General features: G+C 38.8%; 25 protein-coding genes and 1 tRNA gene. All 26 read left to right on the top strand.

Annotated elements, in window-relative coordinates; all coding sequences use genetic code 11:
* Positions 1-160: 160 nt before the first annotated feature.
* On the top strand, positions 161-394 hold the full coding sequence (locus tag HMPREF9257_RS06880; protein ID WP_006418774.1) for a glutaredoxin domain-containing protein: 234 nt from the start codon (positions 161-163) through the stop codon (positions 392-394).
* 139 nt (positions 395-533) lie between these two features.
* On the top strand, positions 534-725 hold the full coding sequence (locus tag HMPREF9257_RS06875; protein WP_006418917.1) for a hypothetical protein: 192 nt from the start codon (positions 534-536) through the stop codon (positions 723-725).
* 188 nt (positions 726-913) lie between these two features.
* Entirely contained in the window at positions 914-1,120 is a 207-nt protein-coding gene (locus tag HMPREF9257_RS09185; protein ID WP_006418846.1) for a hypothetical protein, read from the top strand.
* Between the two features lie 5 nt (positions 1,121-1,125).
* Positions 1,126-1,422, top strand: coding sequence for a MazG-like family protein (locus HMPREF9257_RS06870; RefSeq protein ID WP_040466809.1), 297 nt, complete (start codon positions 1,126-1,128; stop codon positions 1,420-1,422).
* Complete coding sequence (locus tag HMPREF9257_RS06865; RefSeq protein ID WP_006418730.1) at positions 1,423-1,731, top strand: nucleotide modification associated domain-containing protein; 309 nt, start codon at positions 1,423-1,425, stop codon at positions 1,729-1,731.
* 4 nt (positions 1,732-1,735) lie between these two features.
* The gene (locus HMPREF9257_RS06860; protein WP_006418924.1) at positions 1,736-2,191 is read left to right on the top strand and encodes a hypothetical protein; all 456 of its coding nucleotides are present in this window, start codon (positions 1,736-1,738) and stop codon (positions 2,189-2,191) included.
* 41 nt (positions 2,192-2,232) lie between these two features.
* The gene (locus HMPREF9257_RS06855) at positions 2,233-2,700 is read left to right on the top strand and encodes a hypothetical protein (protein ID WP_006418754.1); all 468 of its coding nucleotides are present in this window, start codon (positions 2,233-2,235) and stop codon (positions 2,698-2,700) included.
* Between the two features lie 104 nt (positions 2,701-2,804).
* Positions 2,805-3,827 (top strand): DNA adenine methylase, encoded by a 1,023-nt coding sequence (locus tag HMPREF9257_RS06850; RefSeq protein ID WP_006418734.1) that lies wholly within the window; start codon positions 2,805-2,807, stop codon positions 3,825-3,827.
* 279 nt (positions 3,828-4,106) lie between these two features.
* Positions 4,107-4,331 carry a hypothetical protein gene (locus HMPREF9257_RS06845; RefSeq protein ID WP_006418889.1) on the top strand — a complete coding sequence of 75 codons (225 nt, stop codon included), beginning with the start codon at positions 4,107-4,109 and terminating at the stop codon, positions 4,329-4,331.
* Between the two features lie 10 nt (positions 4,332-4,341).
* A complete protein-coding gene (locus HMPREF9257_RS06840) occupies positions 4,342-4,767 on the top strand; it encodes a phage transcriptional regulator, RinA family (protein WP_006418926.1) in 426 nt (141 codons plus the stop codon).
* A gap of 178 nt (positions 4,768-4,945) precedes the next feature.
* The gene (locus HMPREF9257_RS06835) at positions 4,946-5,275 is read left to right on the top strand and encodes an HNH endonuclease (RefSeq protein ID WP_006418742.1); all 330 of its coding nucleotides are present in this window, start codon (positions 4,946-4,948) and stop codon (positions 5,273-5,275) included.
* A gap of 87 nt (positions 5,276-5,362) precedes the next feature.
* Positions 5,363-6,601, top strand: a complete 1,239-nt coding sequence (locus tag HMPREF9257_RS06830; RefSeq protein ID WP_006418851.1) for a phage portal protein — start codon at positions 5,363-5,365, stop codon at positions 6,599-6,601.
* 46 nt (positions 6,602-6,647) lie between these two features.
* Positions 6,648-7,295: a hypothetical protein gene (locus HMPREF9257_RS06825; RefSeq protein WP_142977866.1), complete on the top strand. Its 648-nt coding sequence runs from the start codon at positions 6,648-6,650 to the stop codon at positions 7,293-7,295.
* Positions 7,296-7,701: 406 nt separating this feature from the next.
* Positions 7,702-7,773, top strand: a tRNA-Trp gene (locus tag HMPREF9257_RS06820).
* A 116-nt stretch (positions 7,774-7,889) separates the two neighbouring features.
* Positions 7,890-8,033: a hypothetical protein gene (locus HMPREF9257_RS09305; protein ID WP_006418743.1), complete on the top strand. Its 144-nt coding sequence runs from the start codon at positions 7,890-7,892 to the stop codon at positions 8,031-8,033.
* A gap of 38 nt (positions 8,034-8,071) precedes the next feature.
* Positions 8,072-9,484, top strand: coding sequence for a DEAD/DEAH box helicase family protein (locus tag HMPREF9257_RS06815; RefSeq protein WP_006418884.1), 1,413 nt, complete (start codon positions 8,072-8,074; stop codon positions 9,482-9,484).
* Between the two features lie 64 nt (positions 9,485-9,548).
* Positions 9,549-10,034 carry a capsid assembly scaffolding protein Gp46 family protein gene (locus HMPREF9257_RS06810; RefSeq protein ID WP_006418753.1) on the top strand — a complete coding sequence of 162 codons (486 nt, stop codon included), beginning with the start codon at positions 9,549-9,551 and terminating at the stop codon, positions 10,032-10,034.
* Between the two features lie 17 nt (positions 10,035-10,051).
* Positions 10,052-10,948 carry a phage major capsid protein gene (locus HMPREF9257_RS06805; protein ID WP_006418959.1) on the top strand — a complete coding sequence of 299 codons (897 nt, stop codon included), beginning with the start codon at positions 10,052-10,054 and terminating at the stop codon, positions 10,946-10,948.
* Between the two features lies 1 nt (position 10,949).
* The gene (locus HMPREF9257_RS09540) at positions 10,950-11,084 is read left to right on the top strand and encodes a hypothetical protein (protein ID WP_006418797.1); all 135 of its coding nucleotides are present in this window, start codon (positions 10,950-10,952) and stop codon (positions 11,082-11,084) included.
* 6 nt (positions 11,085-11,090) lie between these two features.
* The gene (locus HMPREF9257_RS06800; protein WP_006418820.1) at positions 11,091-11,522 is read left to right on the top strand and encodes a phage Gp19/Gp15/Gp42 family protein; all 432 of its coding nucleotides are present in this window, start codon (positions 11,091-11,093) and stop codon (positions 11,520-11,522) included.
* Positions 11,473-11,814 carry a hypothetical protein gene (locus HMPREF9257_RS06795; protein WP_040466784.1) on the top strand — a complete coding sequence of 114 codons (342 nt, stop codon included), beginning with the start codon at positions 11,473-11,475 and terminating at the stop codon, positions 11,812-11,814. The genes HMPREF9257_RS06800 and HMPREF9257_RS06795 overlap by 50 nt, the downstream gene beginning before the upstream one ends.
* A complete protein-coding gene (locus tag HMPREF9257_RS06790; protein ID WP_006418892.1) occupies positions 11,807-12,043 on the top strand; it encodes a hypothetical protein in 237 nt (78 codons plus the stop codon). The genes HMPREF9257_RS06795 and HMPREF9257_RS06790 overlap by 8 nt, the downstream gene beginning before the upstream one ends.
* Positions 12,043-12,378: a hypothetical protein gene (locus tag HMPREF9257_RS06785; RefSeq protein ID WP_006418837.1), complete on the top strand. Its 336-nt coding sequence runs from the start codon at positions 12,043-12,045 to the stop codon at positions 12,376-12,378. The genes HMPREF9257_RS06790 and HMPREF9257_RS06785 overlap by 1 nt, the downstream gene beginning before the upstream one ends.
* Positions 12,379-12,387: 9 nt before the next feature.
* The gene (locus tag HMPREF9257_RS06780; protein ID WP_006418751.1) at positions 12,388-12,945 is read left to right on the top strand and encodes a phage tail tube protein; all 558 of its coding nucleotides are present in this window, start codon (positions 12,388-12,390) and stop codon (positions 12,943-12,945) included.
* Between the two features lie 2 nt (positions 12,946-12,947).
* Positions 12,948-13,208 (top strand): hypothetical protein, encoded by a 261-nt coding sequence (locus HMPREF9257_RS06775; RefSeq protein ID WP_006418957.1) that lies wholly within the window; start codon positions 12,948-12,950, stop codon positions 13,206-13,208.
* A gap of 14 nt (positions 13,209-13,222) precedes the next feature.
* Positions 13,223-13,585 (top strand): DUF5361 domain-containing protein, encoded by a 363-nt coding sequence (locus HMPREF9257_RS06770; protein ID WP_040466783.1) that lies wholly within the window; start codon positions 13,223-13,225, stop codon positions 13,583-13,585.
* Positions 13,586-13,588: the final 3 nt, after the last annotated feature.

Below are 13,588 nucleotides of genomic sequence, written 5' to 3'. Positions count from 1 at the left end.
GGTAATTGATGAGAAGTCAATAGTACCAATGGTTTAGAACTACCCCTACTTTTTATAAAGTCGGGGTACAAAGTGGGGGTAAAATGCTGTGAGTCTTACTGCCCCAACGCTTTAGCAACTACCCCGACTTTTATAAATTTAAGAATAAAGGAGAATGAGTATGTCAGTTGTGATTATTTATAGTAAACCGGATTGTTCCCAATGTAATTTTTCAAAAGAATATTTAAAAATTTTAAATATTCCATACCAAGAGGTGGACGTGTATTCCAATGAAGCAGCATTGAAATATGTTACCGAAGAATTAGGTTTTCGTTCACTGCCTGTGATCACTGCTGAGGGGCACGAGCCGTTTAATGGATTCCGCCCGGACTTATTGAAGAAATTAGGTGACTAGGTATGTATTACTATTTCAAAAGTTTAAGTGATGGCATGGTTAAGGTATCTGTCAAACAAGGTAACGAGTACCGCTTTATCATAATACCTGAGCATATAGCGGTCGCGTTAATGGATTTTCTAAAGGAGTTATATGACTAGTGAAGGCATATCGGTTTCGTTTTGGTATCCATTATGCAATCTTCTTTGCTGATAACTTTAGGGATGCTAGAGCAAAAGCATACAAGTATGCGGAAGAACAAGGGATTAAAGATGAGTTGGTTTACTTACCACAGAGAAAGAAAAGAAAGGACTGTTTGGATGGACAGGTTACGAGATATTTATGGTTTTGAGTTTACAGGCGAGCGGATAAGAGAGCATAAGAACACAGTGACTTTTCGTTCAGGACTTGACACATTTGTAGTTCGTCAGGAGGACTTAGGAATGCCGTTATTGGACCCTAGTCCAAGATTTAAATTTGATTTACAGACCTGCCAACTGTCCGGCATCAATGCGAATTATGTTTTTAAGCGCAGGTTTTATGCCACGCGCTAGTGGTGAATACTTTGCTTATCGTGGAGAAGAAATAGTGGCATGTGGGACAGTGGATGAAATTAGTAAAGAATTAGGAATTGATACTAAGATATGCCGCTGGTACGCCACGAGTGCAGCAAAGAGGCGTGAAGCTGAGACGTATAGAAAAACTGGTAAAGGTCGGATGCTTATTTTGGAAAGGGTGGAGGATTAATGAATATGAATAGTTTAGTTAAATCAGTTGAAGTATGGGCAATGAATAAGAATTTGGATAAAGCAGACCCTAGGGCGCAATATCTTAAAGTAGTTGAAGAAGTCGGAGAGATTGCCGCTGGGTTGGCCCGGAATGATAAATTTGAGGTTATTGATGCGATTGGTGATTCATTAGTCACGCTGATTATCCTAGCTAAGACAATTGATTCTAGCGCTGTAGAGTGCTTAGGTACGGCCTATGATGTGATTAAGGATCGGACAGGCAAAGTGGTGGACGGCGTATTTATAAAGGATGGTGAGTAGATGACTACACCCCATAAACGGTTTGAAGAAATTACAACAGAAATGACCGATTTATACAAACGTAAGAACGAAGACTATGGTGACAGTTTCTCTAGCTCACTTGACGAGTTTGGAGTCATTGCAGGAGTGGTTCGATTAAGCGACAAAGTGAACAGAATTAAAGCATTAACAAAGAATGATAGTCAGCAAGTGAAAGACGAGTCAATCAAGGACACGTTAAAAGACTTAGCTAATTATGCGATTATGACTTTGATGTGGTTGGAGGGTAACGGTGGAGTAGATGACTTAGCTAAAGATGAAGAGGAGTAAAAACATGAACAAACAAGAATTAATCAACATGTTTACTGATTTTATTGAGGAACGTTTTCCAGAATTGATTGAAGAGTCAGAACCTAGCTTCCAAAATGGTGACTATTATTGGGTTATAGATTGTTTTGGCGACGCAATCATCATGTCGTGGAATGGAGATGTTTGCGACAAAAAAGCGTTAAAAAATAACGCCATCTTTAAAACAGAAGAAGAAGCAAAGTTTGAGGCAGAGCGTTTAAAAGTGTTACGAGAGTTGGAGAAGTTAGGAAGACCGTTTGTTGATGGTGGGGATAATTGGGGGTTTTTCCTTAATGAAAAGGATGATTTAGCGGTTAACTGCTTGTTAAATTGCAGGTGTGTCTATGGCGACTATTACTTTGACACAGCTGAAGAAGTTGAAAAAGCCATCAATAAAATTGGTAGAAATAGAATTAAAAAGTACCTATTCAGGGTGGAATAAAGAAGCTTGAATAAATAAATAATCGAAAGCGGAGGATTTAAATGAACGAAGAATTACAAAAACTAAAAGAAGAATTTGAACAGCGAATTAGAGAGTTGGAGGATAAATATAAACCGGAGGAAGAATGGCCTAAAGATGGAGATGATTATTGGTACATAACGTCTACAGGGAGATTAAATGATACTTTGTGGACTGACTCATTTCGTGATCAACAATTACTTGAATTTGGAAATATTTTCAAAACTAAAGAAGAAGCAGAATTTGAATCAGAACGACTTAAGGTCTTACGTGAGTTAGAGAAGATGGGAAAACCGTTTAATTTTGGAATTGAAAATTGGTATGTTTACTTAAATAAACATAGTGATATTGACTACAGTCTTAAATATGAAAGCGAAGTTGTCTATGGCGATTATTATTTCAGTTCATATGACGAAGCTAAAGAAGCTATTGATAAGATTGGTGAAGACAGAATTAAGAAATATTTATTTGGAGTGAAGGAAGGAGAATGAGAGTATTATAAAATTTCTAAAAAATTTGATTAATATTTAAATAAATAGAAAGGAGTAGGAGCAGTTGCGGCCGCTTAAAAACTAGTTTTCTATTCCTTTTATATATGAAATTAATTTTGGATGAAAAGAAAATCAGAAAAGGTAAGCCAGTGGGGTTACCATATCAAGGAAGTAAAAAGAAAATATCTAAGAAGATTATAGAGATCATAAAACAGAACTTTGATCTAAAAGATAAAAAGGTTTATGACATATTTGGTGGCGGTGGTGCAATTACAGCAGAGTGCATCATTAATGGGATACCAGTACACTATAATGATTTAGACTCAACAGCAGTTAGAATGTTTACCAAGGTACTGTATAGCGATAGGGAATACCTTAAAACATTGGTTATCAGTAGGGAAGAGTTTTTAAAACTTAGAGACAAGGAAGATAAAACGATTGATGATGAATTAAAGTTACTTGTCAATTCGTTTGGTAACAAGAGAGAAAATTATCTTTACAACGAAGCTATAAGCGATATTAAATACCATTTAGCTAAAGATATTATAGACAATCATGATGTTTTTAACGGTTATAAACAGACGAATACTTATAAAAAGGTATTAGCTGATTATAAGAGTAAGGAAGCTAGAGAGGTTCAACAGTTGGAACACATAGGTCAGTTACAAAGGGTTCAATCGCTTGAACACATAGGTCAGTTACAAAGGGTTCAACACTTGCCACATTTGGAACAGTTGCAACGTTTGGAACAGTTGAACAAGCTACATCAACTAAGCCGAACAGAGTCGCCCGGTAATATGCCATATAGCTTTAGCAATTCGATCCTATCCATATCCACCGAACCTTACCAGCATTTTAGCGACCTGACCGACCAGATAATTTATCTTGACCCGCCTTATGAGAACACACAAAATTCCTACAAATCGCAAATAGATTACTCCGAGTTTTATGATTGGTGTGTTAAAACTGCTAAGAAAAATATAGTTTTACTAAGTAGTTATGAAATATCGGACAACCGCTTTGAATGTGTCTTTGAGTTTAAAAAAGCAAAACCAACCAGCCAAAGTGGCACAGGCTCAGGGGGTAAGTATGAGAAGTTATTTATGGTGAAAAGGAATGGGGTGTGACAATGATAAAGTTGATTAAACAATTATTCTGCAGACATCGATACACAGAAAGTAAAATCGTCAACAAATTGGATAAAAATTATTATATAATTAGGTGTAGCAAGTGCGGTAAGGAATTGAGGGGTCGGGTCTGATGCTAACCATCGAAAAACATGGTGACCAATGGGTTATCAAACAGACGACACATCGCACTACGCATCAATTGCAACCTGTGAGTCGAGAAGAGATTATTAAGTTGATTTATGAATTTGAACAACAATCGGACTAAGGAGTGTGTGGATGGAAGTTAAGGAATACCTGCAACAATTATTCTGGATGGAAGACGAAGTGAAAGACCTCATCAATGAACGGATTCTACTCAATAGTAATACCTTGAGAGTATCTAAACTAAAAGATGTTAATGTGCAATCCTCACAGATAAGAACTGTGGAAGATACCTATCTAAGTCTGATTGACTTCTCCATAGTTACGATAAATGAATCAACTCGGTACAATTATTTCTAGGGGTGGTTGAGTGGATAAAGATACCAAACGAAGAATGGAAGATAGGTTCAGAGGTTATCCGAACTATCTTAAAGAAATTCAATACCGCAAGTGGGATTTAGAACATAAGCAGGCCGATTTTAACGCTGGTATTAAATCCATTGGCCGCACTAGCAATCCGCAAGAGTCGCTAGTGATTAAGTGGGAATCTGATCCATACATTGCTAACCGCCGATTGTGGATTAAATCCATAGACGAAGTGTTAGCAGAACTGGACGACAAACAAAGAGAAATTGTTAAAGAGTATTATTTTGAAGATTGTTATACATATACAGAGCTAGCGAAAAAATATTCTGATAGTAAAGAAAAAGAAGAAAGAATAAGTCACATGACTGTTTACAGGATATGTACAAGGGCTTGCAACTTATTAGCAGAAAAAATTGGAGAAATTATCTGATTGTTATAAAATCGTGTAGATATAACACCTTAAACATGACATACTAATATCGTGGATGATGACCACAAACATATTCCTCTTTACCACCTCGCAAGTCGGGGTGGTTTTTATAATATACCCCCTTTTACTTTTAATACCCCCCCTTATGAATACCCCCCGTATAGAATGTAGGTGACCCATGCCAAGACCAGACCGAGAGGGTAAGCACCGTGCTGCCTTTAATAAGAACAAGCAACGAATACTAAAGACTCAAAACGTTTGCGGTATTTGCGGTAAACCAGTCGATACACATTTAAAATATCCAGACCCCATGGCCCCAGTGATTGACCACATCATACCAATTGCGAAAGGTGGCCACCCATCAGACCTAGCCAACCTCCAGCTGGCTCATTGGTCATGCAACAGGCAGAAATCAGACAAACTTTTCAATATTATTGAACAAAAAACATTAATTATTGGTAATCGTAATTTGCCCCATAGCTGCGATTGGAGCGCTTTTAGAGCATAGGGGGGTGAGACCCTTCCCCCGGGCTCGGCCGAGCTTCCCCGGCGTACTGTACATTTTTTCGCGTGAATTATTTGAAAGGAAGATGAAATGGAAAAATCAGGAATCGATTACTTAAGAAAAAAGCTGAATCATCATAAATTACGGGTAGATGCACGGTACCGATACTATGCTATGCAATACTTTGACCCATCGCTTGGGATTACAATCCCTCCAGACTTATATAGGCGGTTCAGAGCCATTCTAGGCTGGACTTCCAAAAGTGTGGATAGTTTAGCCAATCGGTTGGTATTTCGGGAATTCACGAATGATGACTTCCTTGTCAATGATATCTTTAAATTGAATAATCCAGATATCTTCTTCGACAGTGCGGTCTTATCAGCTTTGATTGGATCGTGCTGCTTTGTTTATATCAGCCCGGACGAGAACGGCCAGCCACGCTTACAAGTGATTGAAGCAAACAATGCGACTGGAGTCATTGACCCGACTACTGGCTTGCTTACCGAAGGATATGCAGTACTTGAACGTGACGAACATGACCAACCATTGATTGAAGCTTATTTCTTGCCGGACACCACGATTTATCTTGATAGACGATTGGATGAACCTTATGAAATCGAAAATCCAACCGGACACCCTCTACTGGTGCCAGTGATTCACTTATCCGACTCTAAGCGACCATTCGGACGATCAAGAATTACTCGAGCTGGTATTTACTGGCAACAATATGCACAACGTGCCATGGTTCGGTCTGAAATTACTGCTGAATTCTATTCATTTCCGCAAAAATATGTAGTTGGTACGAGCCAAGAAGCCGATGCGCTGGACACTTGGCGAGCCACCATTTCAAGTATGTTGGAATTTACCAAGGATGAAGACGGTGATGTCCCTAAACTTGGTCAATTCACTACATCAACCATGACACCATTTATTGACCAGTTAAAAATGGCAGCAGCTGGGTTTGCTGGTGAAACTGGTTTGACCATGGATGACCTTGGCTTCGTGTCGGATAATCCAGCAAGCGTGGAAGCAATTCGTGCCAGTCATGAGAACTTACGCTTAGCTGGACGGAAAGCCCAACGGAGCCTTGGTGCTGGTTTACTGAACGTGGCATATTTGTCAGCGTGTTTGCGTGATGGTGTGCAGTATCGACGGACCCAGTTTGTAAATACTCAACCGAAGTGGGAACCATTGTTTGAAGCCGATGCCAATACATTAACCTTAATCGGTGACGGTGCAATTAAACTTAATCAAGCAATTCCAGGTTACATCAATGGCGAAACCATTCGAGATTTAACTGGGATAAAAGGGGCTGAATTAGATGGTTAATGATATTGTTCCAGGTCTCTTAGAAGCCATCCAGAATGAGTTTAAATTGACAACAGATCACGATGCGACATTAAAGAAGTTACTGCTTAGACTTTACGATAAAAACGTGACCTATGTTGATGCGCAAGCCTATGCAGTGAAGATTGGAGAAATACTGTCCAATGTTTTAGAAAAGAATGTGCAATCCAGCCAACTTCCAGATGGGCGGATGTATTATAATATTGCTGAACGAATTTTGAACCCAACACTGAAAGAAAATTACAAGCTGGTTAGTGATTATGGCGAAACAGTTCAAACCATACTCAATGAGAATGCTGGCGTTCATTTGAAAGCTCAAGTGCCGAAAGTAAATCAAGACAGGATTAACGGACTGATTAACCGAATTAGCAGTGAAGAAAGTTTTAATGATATTAAATGGATTATCGATAAACCGGTGGTTACTTTTAGCCAGTCGGTTATCGATGACATGATAGAAGCTAACGCAGAATTCCACCATAAATCCGGATTAAAACCGACCATTACTCGAACATTGCATGGTAGAGCGTGTAAATGGTGTCGGTCTTTAGCTGGGACTTATACTTATCCAAATGTTCCAGCCGATGTTTACCGTAGACATGATAACTGCACTTGTACGGTTGAATATGACCCAGGTACCGGCAGACATCAAAATGTTTGGACGAAACAGTGGAATTAAAGGAGGTGAACCTTGCTTGAAACCATTGAAAAGGTTTAAAAGGTATCTTGACTAGCAAAAGGGTGATTGGAAATGTATACGATATATAAGTTGAAACGATGGTTTATTCAAACATTCTTCTGTATCCATGATTGGACTTGGCGAGAATATGGATTAGCAGGAAGTTATGCTACTTGCAGAAAATGTGGGAAGTTTACTAATAACGTTTAGTAATCGTGAGTTAATCGTGCAAAAATCTAGACACTATCTCGAGAGAAACAACTACAAAGCTTAATATAATCATATTCTTATCGTCAGTAAACGTGAGTGAATCGTGCGAAAACCGCACGCAAATTCGCACGATTTCGGAGTATGTTAGGAGTAATTAAGTCGTGGAAACACGGCTATTTTTTATGCCCTGAATTAAAGGGGCATGGTCTAAGGGGTAAGACGGTGGTCTCCAAAACCACAAATCAAGGTTCGAGTCCTTGTGCTCCTGTAATAAATTATAGGGGGTGAACCATTCTTGAAACCTATGAAAACTGATAGAAAGGTTTAAGGTGATCCGATGCGTAAAGCTGTATCTCGCTACTAGGGCGTTAACTAGGAGGAGTTATGAAGGTTAAAGATTTAATCTGGGCGATTATTTTAGCCTATGAGACGGGTTATGATCAAGCAGTCCAGGATAACGAAATGGCAATGTTGGACGAAATTAAGTTTACTGTTGAAAGTGATGAAGATTATGACTGTCCCGAGTAAGACATAAAACTGCTTTTTTTGATTGAAAGGAGAAACCCATGGCTGAAACGAAAAAAGGCCGTCAAACTCCTACGCAATCGGTATTTGTTTCCCAAGGTGATTATGATAGTCGATATCAAGAAGCAATTGACTACTATAAACGCACTAAAAATGATGTGTATGAATGGCAAGAGCAACTACTCAAGCCAATCATGGCAATTGATGAAGAAGGCTTGTGGCAACATCAGAAATTTGGTTACTCAATTCCTCGGCGGAATGGTAAGACAGAAATTGTCTATATTCTAGAAATTTGGGCGTTGGAACATGGCTTGAATATCCTACACACAGCGCACCGAATTTCCACGTCACATAGTTCATTCGAAAAAATGAAAAAATACTTTGAGAGTATGGGGTATGTGGAAGGCGAGGACTTCGCTTCGATTAAAGCAAAAGGCCAAGAACGGATTGAGTTACTCAAAACCGATGGGATTATCCAATTCCGGACTCGGACTTCCAGCGGTGGTTTAGGTGAAGGATTTGACTTGCTTGTCATTGATGAAGCCCAAGAATATACCATTGAACAAGAATCAGCTTTGAAATATACCGTTTCAGACAGTTCAAATCCTATGACTGTCATGTGTGGTACGCCACCTACTCCGGTATCGAGCGGTACCGTATTTACTGATTACCGCAAGAAAGTACTGTTTGGCCAAAGTAAATACTCTGGTTGGGCAGAATGGTCAGTGACGGAGATGACCGACATACACGATGTGGAAGCGTGGTACGAATGCAATCCTTCCATGGGGTATCACTTAAATGAGCGAAAAATTGAAGCTGAACTTGGTGAAGATAAACTTGACCACAATGTTCAACGGTTAGGTTACTGGCCAACATACAACCAGAAATCAGCTATATCTGAAACAGAATGGAAAGAACTTAAAGTAACACAGTTACCTAAGCTGGTGTCCAAGTTATCTGTTGGGATTAAGTTTGGGATTGATGGTGAGAATGTGGCTATGTCTATTGCTGCGAAAACTGAAAATGACAAAATATTTATTGAAGCCATTGATTGCCAATCCGTCCGGAATGGTAACCAGTGGCTTATTGATTTTCTAACAAAAGCGGATATCCAGACTGTGGTTATCGATGGTGCAAGTGGTCAAAATATTTTAGCTAAAGAAATGAAAGACCATAAGCTAAAAACACCAACGTTTCCAACGGTTAAAGAAATCATCAATGCCAATTCTCTTTGGGAACAAGGTATTTATCAGAAATCTATCTTACATGCAGACCAGCCATCACTGACCAAGGTTGTCACAAACTGTGAGAAACGGAATATTGGTACCAATGGTGGGTTTGGTTATAAGTGTCAATTCGAAGATATGGACATCGCATTAATGGATAGTGCATTGCTAGCGCATTGGGCTTGCTTAAGTGTTAAGCCTAAGAAGAAGCAACAAATCAGGTATTAAACCGCTAAGCGGATGATACATCTACCGAACGCACGGGAAATGCGGAGAAAGGAGACATTTAACAATGTCAGAATTTAAAACAATCGAAACACAAGAAGAATTAGATTCAATTATTAAAGCTCGTTTAGATCGTGAGCGAGACAAACACCAAAAAGAGCTCGCTGACTTGAAATCGAGAATTGATAATTTTGATGAAATTAATTCTCGTGTTAAAGAATTGGAAACTGAAAATGGTGCATTAAAAGAAAACGCTGAAAAAGCAACTGCAGCAATTAAAGACTTCGAAACGAAAGCTGCCGATTATGAAGCTAAAATTTCTGGTTATGAAACAGAAAAAATTCGCAACTCTATAGCAGTGAAGTATGGATTGCCTTTAGATTTGGCCAATCGTATTAAAGGTGATACCGAAGAAGATATGGCAGCAGATGCTGAACAGTTATCAAGTTATTTAAAACCTAAAAATACTGCACCAATGAAGTCATTAGAACCACAAGTTGGTGATGATGACGGTTGGAAACAAATGGCAAGAAGTTTAACAAATAGAGATTAAAAAGGAGAATAAAAAATATGCCAACTTTAAAAGCAGGGGAATTATTCCCACAAACACTCGTTTCTGAAATGTTTAGCAAGGTTCAAGGTCACTCAACCTTAGCAAAATTATCTGATCAAACTCCAATTCCATTTGCTGGAATTGAACAATTTGTATTTAATTTAGACGGTAACGCTCAAATCGTAGGTGAAGGCGAACAGAAAAAAGAAGGTACGGCAACAGTCACTTCTAAGATTATCAAACCTTTAAAATTCGTATATCAAGCTCGTGTCACTGATGAATTTGTAAACTGTGCGGAAGAAAAACGAATTCAATACTTACAAGCATTTGCGGATGGATTTTCTAAGAAAATCGCTGAAGCATTTGATATCGCTGCAATTCATGGTTTAGAACCTAAATCATTAACCAAGGCTTCTTCTTTTCATGATACTAACTCATTTGACGGTTTAGTTGATACAACTGTTCCTTATAATGCCGCTAAAATTGATGAGAATATTGAAACTGCAGTAACTGGTGTTGTTGGGCTAGGATTTAGTGTCAATGGTTTAGCTTTATCACCTGCTGCGGGTGGTGCATTAGCGGCCTTAAAAGATACGAATAAAGCGTCCATCTTCCCAGAATTCCGTTTCGGTCAAAACCCAGACGCTTTTTATGGTATGAAGTCTGATATCAACCGCACTTTAGTTGTAAATAGTGAAAATGCAGAAAAAGATCATGCGATTGTTGGTGACTTCCAAAATATGTTCAAGTGGGGTTATGCTGAAAATATTCCAATGGAAATTATCGAGTATGGTGATCCAGACCAAACAGGTCGTGACTTGAAAGCATATAACGAAATCTTACTTCGTGCTGAAGCATACATTGGATGGGGTATCTTAGACAAAACTGCCTTTGCTCGTGTAAAAGAGGCTTAATATGAACGAATACAAGCATAAAAAGACGGGTGTTGTGGTTGCTTCACCTTCTCCGCTAGAGGGTGCTTGGGAACCGGTCAAAAAGACTACAACACGCAGTAAAACAAAGAAAGAAGAACCTAAAGAAAGTAAGTGATAGCCAATGACTACATTTGCGACAGTCGACGATGTTATCAAATTATGGCGACCATTAAAACCTGATGAAATTGACCGGACAACTGCTTTAATTGAAGTAGTGTCCGATTCTTTGCGGTTAGAAGCTGATAAGGTTGGTAAAGACCTAGATGCCATGACCGCTGACAATTCAGCTTATGCCACTGTGGTGAAATCTGTGGTGGTTGATGTGGTTGCTAGAACGCTAATGACTGCTACAGACCAGGAGCCAATGACTCAATTTTCTGAGTCGGCTCTTGGTTATTCTTTTTCAGGGACTTATCTTTCGCCTGGAGGTGGATTGTTCATCAAACGGGATGAATTGCGGCGCTTAGGTCTTAGAAAAGCTAGATATGGGGTGATTGAACTTTATGACAAGAAAGATCCATGGTGTGACTGTACTCTTGATCGACAAGATTAAGAGCGGCCAAGACCCATTCGGAAATGAAACATATGAAGAAGTGGAAATTCCGGTCGATAATGTTTTAATCGCCCCCAGCTCCACTGAAGATATAACCAATCAATTAAACCTTACGGGGCGCAAGGCGGTCTATACGCTTGCCATTCCTAAAGGTGATAGTCACGATTGGCAGAATCGGACAGTGAAGTTTTTTAATGAGACCTGGCGGACTTTCGGTATTCCACAAGAAGGCATTGAAGCCATGATTCCCCTTGAATGGCATAAGAAAGTGATGTGTGAACGCTATGAGTAAATTTAAATTTGAATTGAATAAAGCTGGTGTTCGAGAGTTGCTAAAAAGTGGAGAAATGCAATCCATTCTAACCAATCACGCTACCAACATTAAAAATCGTGCTGGTGATGGCTATGAACAAGATATTTATGTAGGTAGAACTCGTGCCAATGCCATGGTGAGTGCTGAAACATTCAAGGCCAAGAAAGATAACCTAGACAATAACACGCTACTGAAGGCGGTGCGGTAATGATTGAGTTGATTATAAAAATACACTTAGACGGACACTTAGATGTGCCGTCTTTTTTTGAGCGTCAAGATAATATGCCTGAATCATTTGTCATTATCGAAAAAACAAGTGGTTCTTCAACTAATAAATTATTATCTTCCACTTTTGCATTTCAAAGTTACGCACCAAGTCTTTATGAAGCGGCATTGTTGAATGAAAAGGTCATACAGATAGTTGATAACTTAGTTGAAGTAGATGAGGTGTATGGGGTTCATCTTAACTCAAACTATAACTTTACAGATCCCACGACTAAAGAATATCGCTATCAAGCGGTATTCGATATTAATCACTATTAGGAGGTAATTATGTCAAACGTAGCAAACGTATCGGCAGCCAAGCCGAAAATTGGCGGTGCGGTTTACACTGCACCACTTGGAACAGAGCTTCCAACAGATGCAACTACAGAATTAGATAAAGCGTTTAAGCAATTAGGGTACATTTCAGAAGATGGAATGGTCAACGAGAATTCTCCAGAATCTGAAAATATCAAAGCGTGGGGCGGCGATATCGTCTATACCTCGCAAACTGAAAAATCTGATACTTTCGCTTATACATTGATTGAATCACTTAACATTGATGTATTGAAAGAAGTTTATGGTCCAGATAATGTATCAGGAACATTAGAAGCTGGTATCAAAATCAAAGCAAATACCGCCGAGTTACCAGAGCATAGCTTAGTTGTGGATATGGTCATGAAAAGCGGTGTTAAAAAGCGTGTGGTTATCCCAATTGGTAAAGTGTCTGAAATTGGAGAAATTCCTTACAAGGATGACGAATTGGTCGGTTATGAATTGACCATGCAAGCATTACCAAATCAAGATGGCGACACGCACTATGAATATATTGTAGGTAAAGGAGCTTAGTTATGATTAAAGGCAAGACTCGTACAGGTTTTAAATATGAATTAGATGAAGCCCGTTTGGATGATTATGAAATTGTTGAAATGTTAGCAGATTTTGATAATAACCCATCGGTTATGAGCAAGTTATTAAGCATGTTAATGGGTGATGATCAAGTCAAAGCATTGAAAGAGCATTTACGTGGCGAAAATGGAATCGTCAGCTTGTCCGGAATGATGAATGAAGTCATTGATATCTTCCAAACTAATAAAGAGGTAAAAAACTAATAGTCCTCGCTAGGATGATAAAACTGGACGAGTCTGCTTTGATTTGTGACCTCGCAGAAACTTATCAAATATATGATTATAAGCAGCTACCTCCAACCAAGGTAGCTGTTTTTTGCTATGGTCTGAGAAATGATTCAAGAATCAAAATGAAGTTAGCTGGGTTAAAAATAAATATAACCACCATGCTATTAGCCCAGGCGGTTGATGCGTTAAACACGTTACTGTGGACCAAGACTAAAGATGGTCAAAAAAACAGGAATCGGCCTAAATCGATTTTTAGTTTGCTAACTCAAGAAGTCAAAGAAGATAAAAAAGTTCAAGGATTTAATTCTAGTGAGGAGTTTGAAAAAGCCTTAAAAGAATTTGAAAGGAGGTAGACA

The sequence above is a fragment of the Eremococcus coleocola ACS-139-V-Col8 genome (assembly GCF_000183205.1).
GTDB lineage: Bacteria > Bacillota > Bacilli > Lactobacillales > Aerococcaceae > Eremococcus > Eremococcus coleocola.
Note: the sequence above shows the minus strand (reverse complement) of the source record. Positions and strands in the feature narration are given on the sequence as shown.

Coding starts and splice junctions, on each gene's coding strand:
- HMPREF9257_RS06880 (WP_006418774.1), top strand. CDS start 161: ATGTCAGTTGTGATTATTTATAGTAAACCGGATTGTTCCCAATGTAAT.
- HMPREF9257_RS09185 (WP_006418846.1), top strand. CDS start 914: ATGCCACGCGCTAGTGGTGAATACTTTGCTTATCGTGGAGAAGAAATA.
- HMPREF9257_RS06870 (WP_040466809.1), top strand. CDS start 1,126: ATGAATAGTTTAGTTAAATCAGTTGAAGTATGGGCAATGAATAAGAAT.
- HMPREF9257_RS06865 (WP_006418730.1), top strand. CDS start 1,423: ATGACTACACCCCATAAACGGTTTGAAGAAATTACAACAGAAATGACC.
- HMPREF9257_RS06860 (WP_006418924.1), top strand. CDS start 1,736: ATGAACAAACAAGAATTAATCAACATGTTTACTGATTTTATTGAGGAA.
- HMPREF9257_RS06855 (WP_006418754.1), top strand. CDS start 2,233: ATGAACGAAGAATTACAAAAACTAAAAGAAGAATTTGAACAGCGAATT.
- HMPREF9257_RS06850 (WP_006418734.1), top strand. CDS start 2,805: ATGAAATTAATTTTGGATGAAAAGAAAATCAGAAAAGGTAAGCCAGTG.
- HMPREF9257_RS06845 (WP_006418889.1), top strand. CDS start 4,107: ATGGAAGTTAAGGAATACCTGCAACAATTATTCTGGATGGAAGACGAA.
- HMPREF9257_RS06835 (WP_006418742.1), top strand. CDS start 4,946: ATGCCAAGACCAGACCGAGAGGGTAAGCACCGTGCTGCCTTTAATAAG.
- HMPREF9257_RS06830 (WP_006418851.1), top strand. CDS start 5,363: ATGGAAAAATCAGGAATCGATTACTTAAGAAAAAAGCTGAATCATCAT.
- HMPREF9257_RS09305 (WP_006418743.1), top strand. CDS start 7,890: ATGAAGGTTAAAGATTTAATCTGGGCGATTATTTTAGCCTATGAGACG.
- HMPREF9257_RS06815 (WP_006418884.1), top strand. CDS start 8,072: ATGGCTGAAACGAAAAAAGGCCGTCAAACTCCTACGCAATCGGTATTT.
- HMPREF9257_RS06810 (WP_006418753.1), top strand. CDS start 9,549: ATGTCAGAATTTAAAACAATCGAAACACAAGAAGAATTAGATTCAATT.
- HMPREF9257_RS06805 (WP_006418959.1), top strand. CDS start 10,052: ATGCCAACTTTAAAAGCAGGGGAATTATTCCCACAAACACTCGTTTCT.
- HMPREF9257_RS09540 (WP_006418797.1), top strand. CDS start 10,950: ATGAACGAATACAAGCATAAAAAGACGGGTGTTGTGGTTGCTTCACCT.
- HMPREF9257_RS06800 (WP_006418820.1), top strand. CDS start 11,091: ATGACTACATTTGCGACAGTCGACGATGTTATCAAATTATGGCGACCA.
- HMPREF9257_RS06795 (WP_040466784.1), top strand. CDS start 11,473: ATGACAAGAAAGATCCATGGTGTGACTGTACTCTTGATCGACAAGATT.
- HMPREF9257_RS06790 (WP_006418892.1), top strand. CDS start 11,807: ATGAGTAAATTTAAATTTGAATTGAATAAAGCTGGTGTTCGAGAGTTG.
- HMPREF9257_RS06785 (WP_006418837.1), top strand. CDS start 12,043: ATGATTGAGTTGATTATAAAAATACACTTAGACGGACACTTAGATGTG.
- HMPREF9257_RS06780 (WP_006418751.1), top strand. CDS start 12,388: ATGTCAAACGTAGCAAACGTATCGGCAGCCAAGCCGAAAATTGGCGGT.
- HMPREF9257_RS06775 (WP_006418957.1), top strand. CDS start 12,948: ATGATTAAAGGCAAGACTCGTACAGGTTTTAAATATGAATTAGATGAA.
- HMPREF9257_RS06770 (WP_040466783.1), top strand. CDS start 13,223: ATGATAAAACTGGACGAGTCTGCTTTGATTTGTGACCTCGCAGAAACT.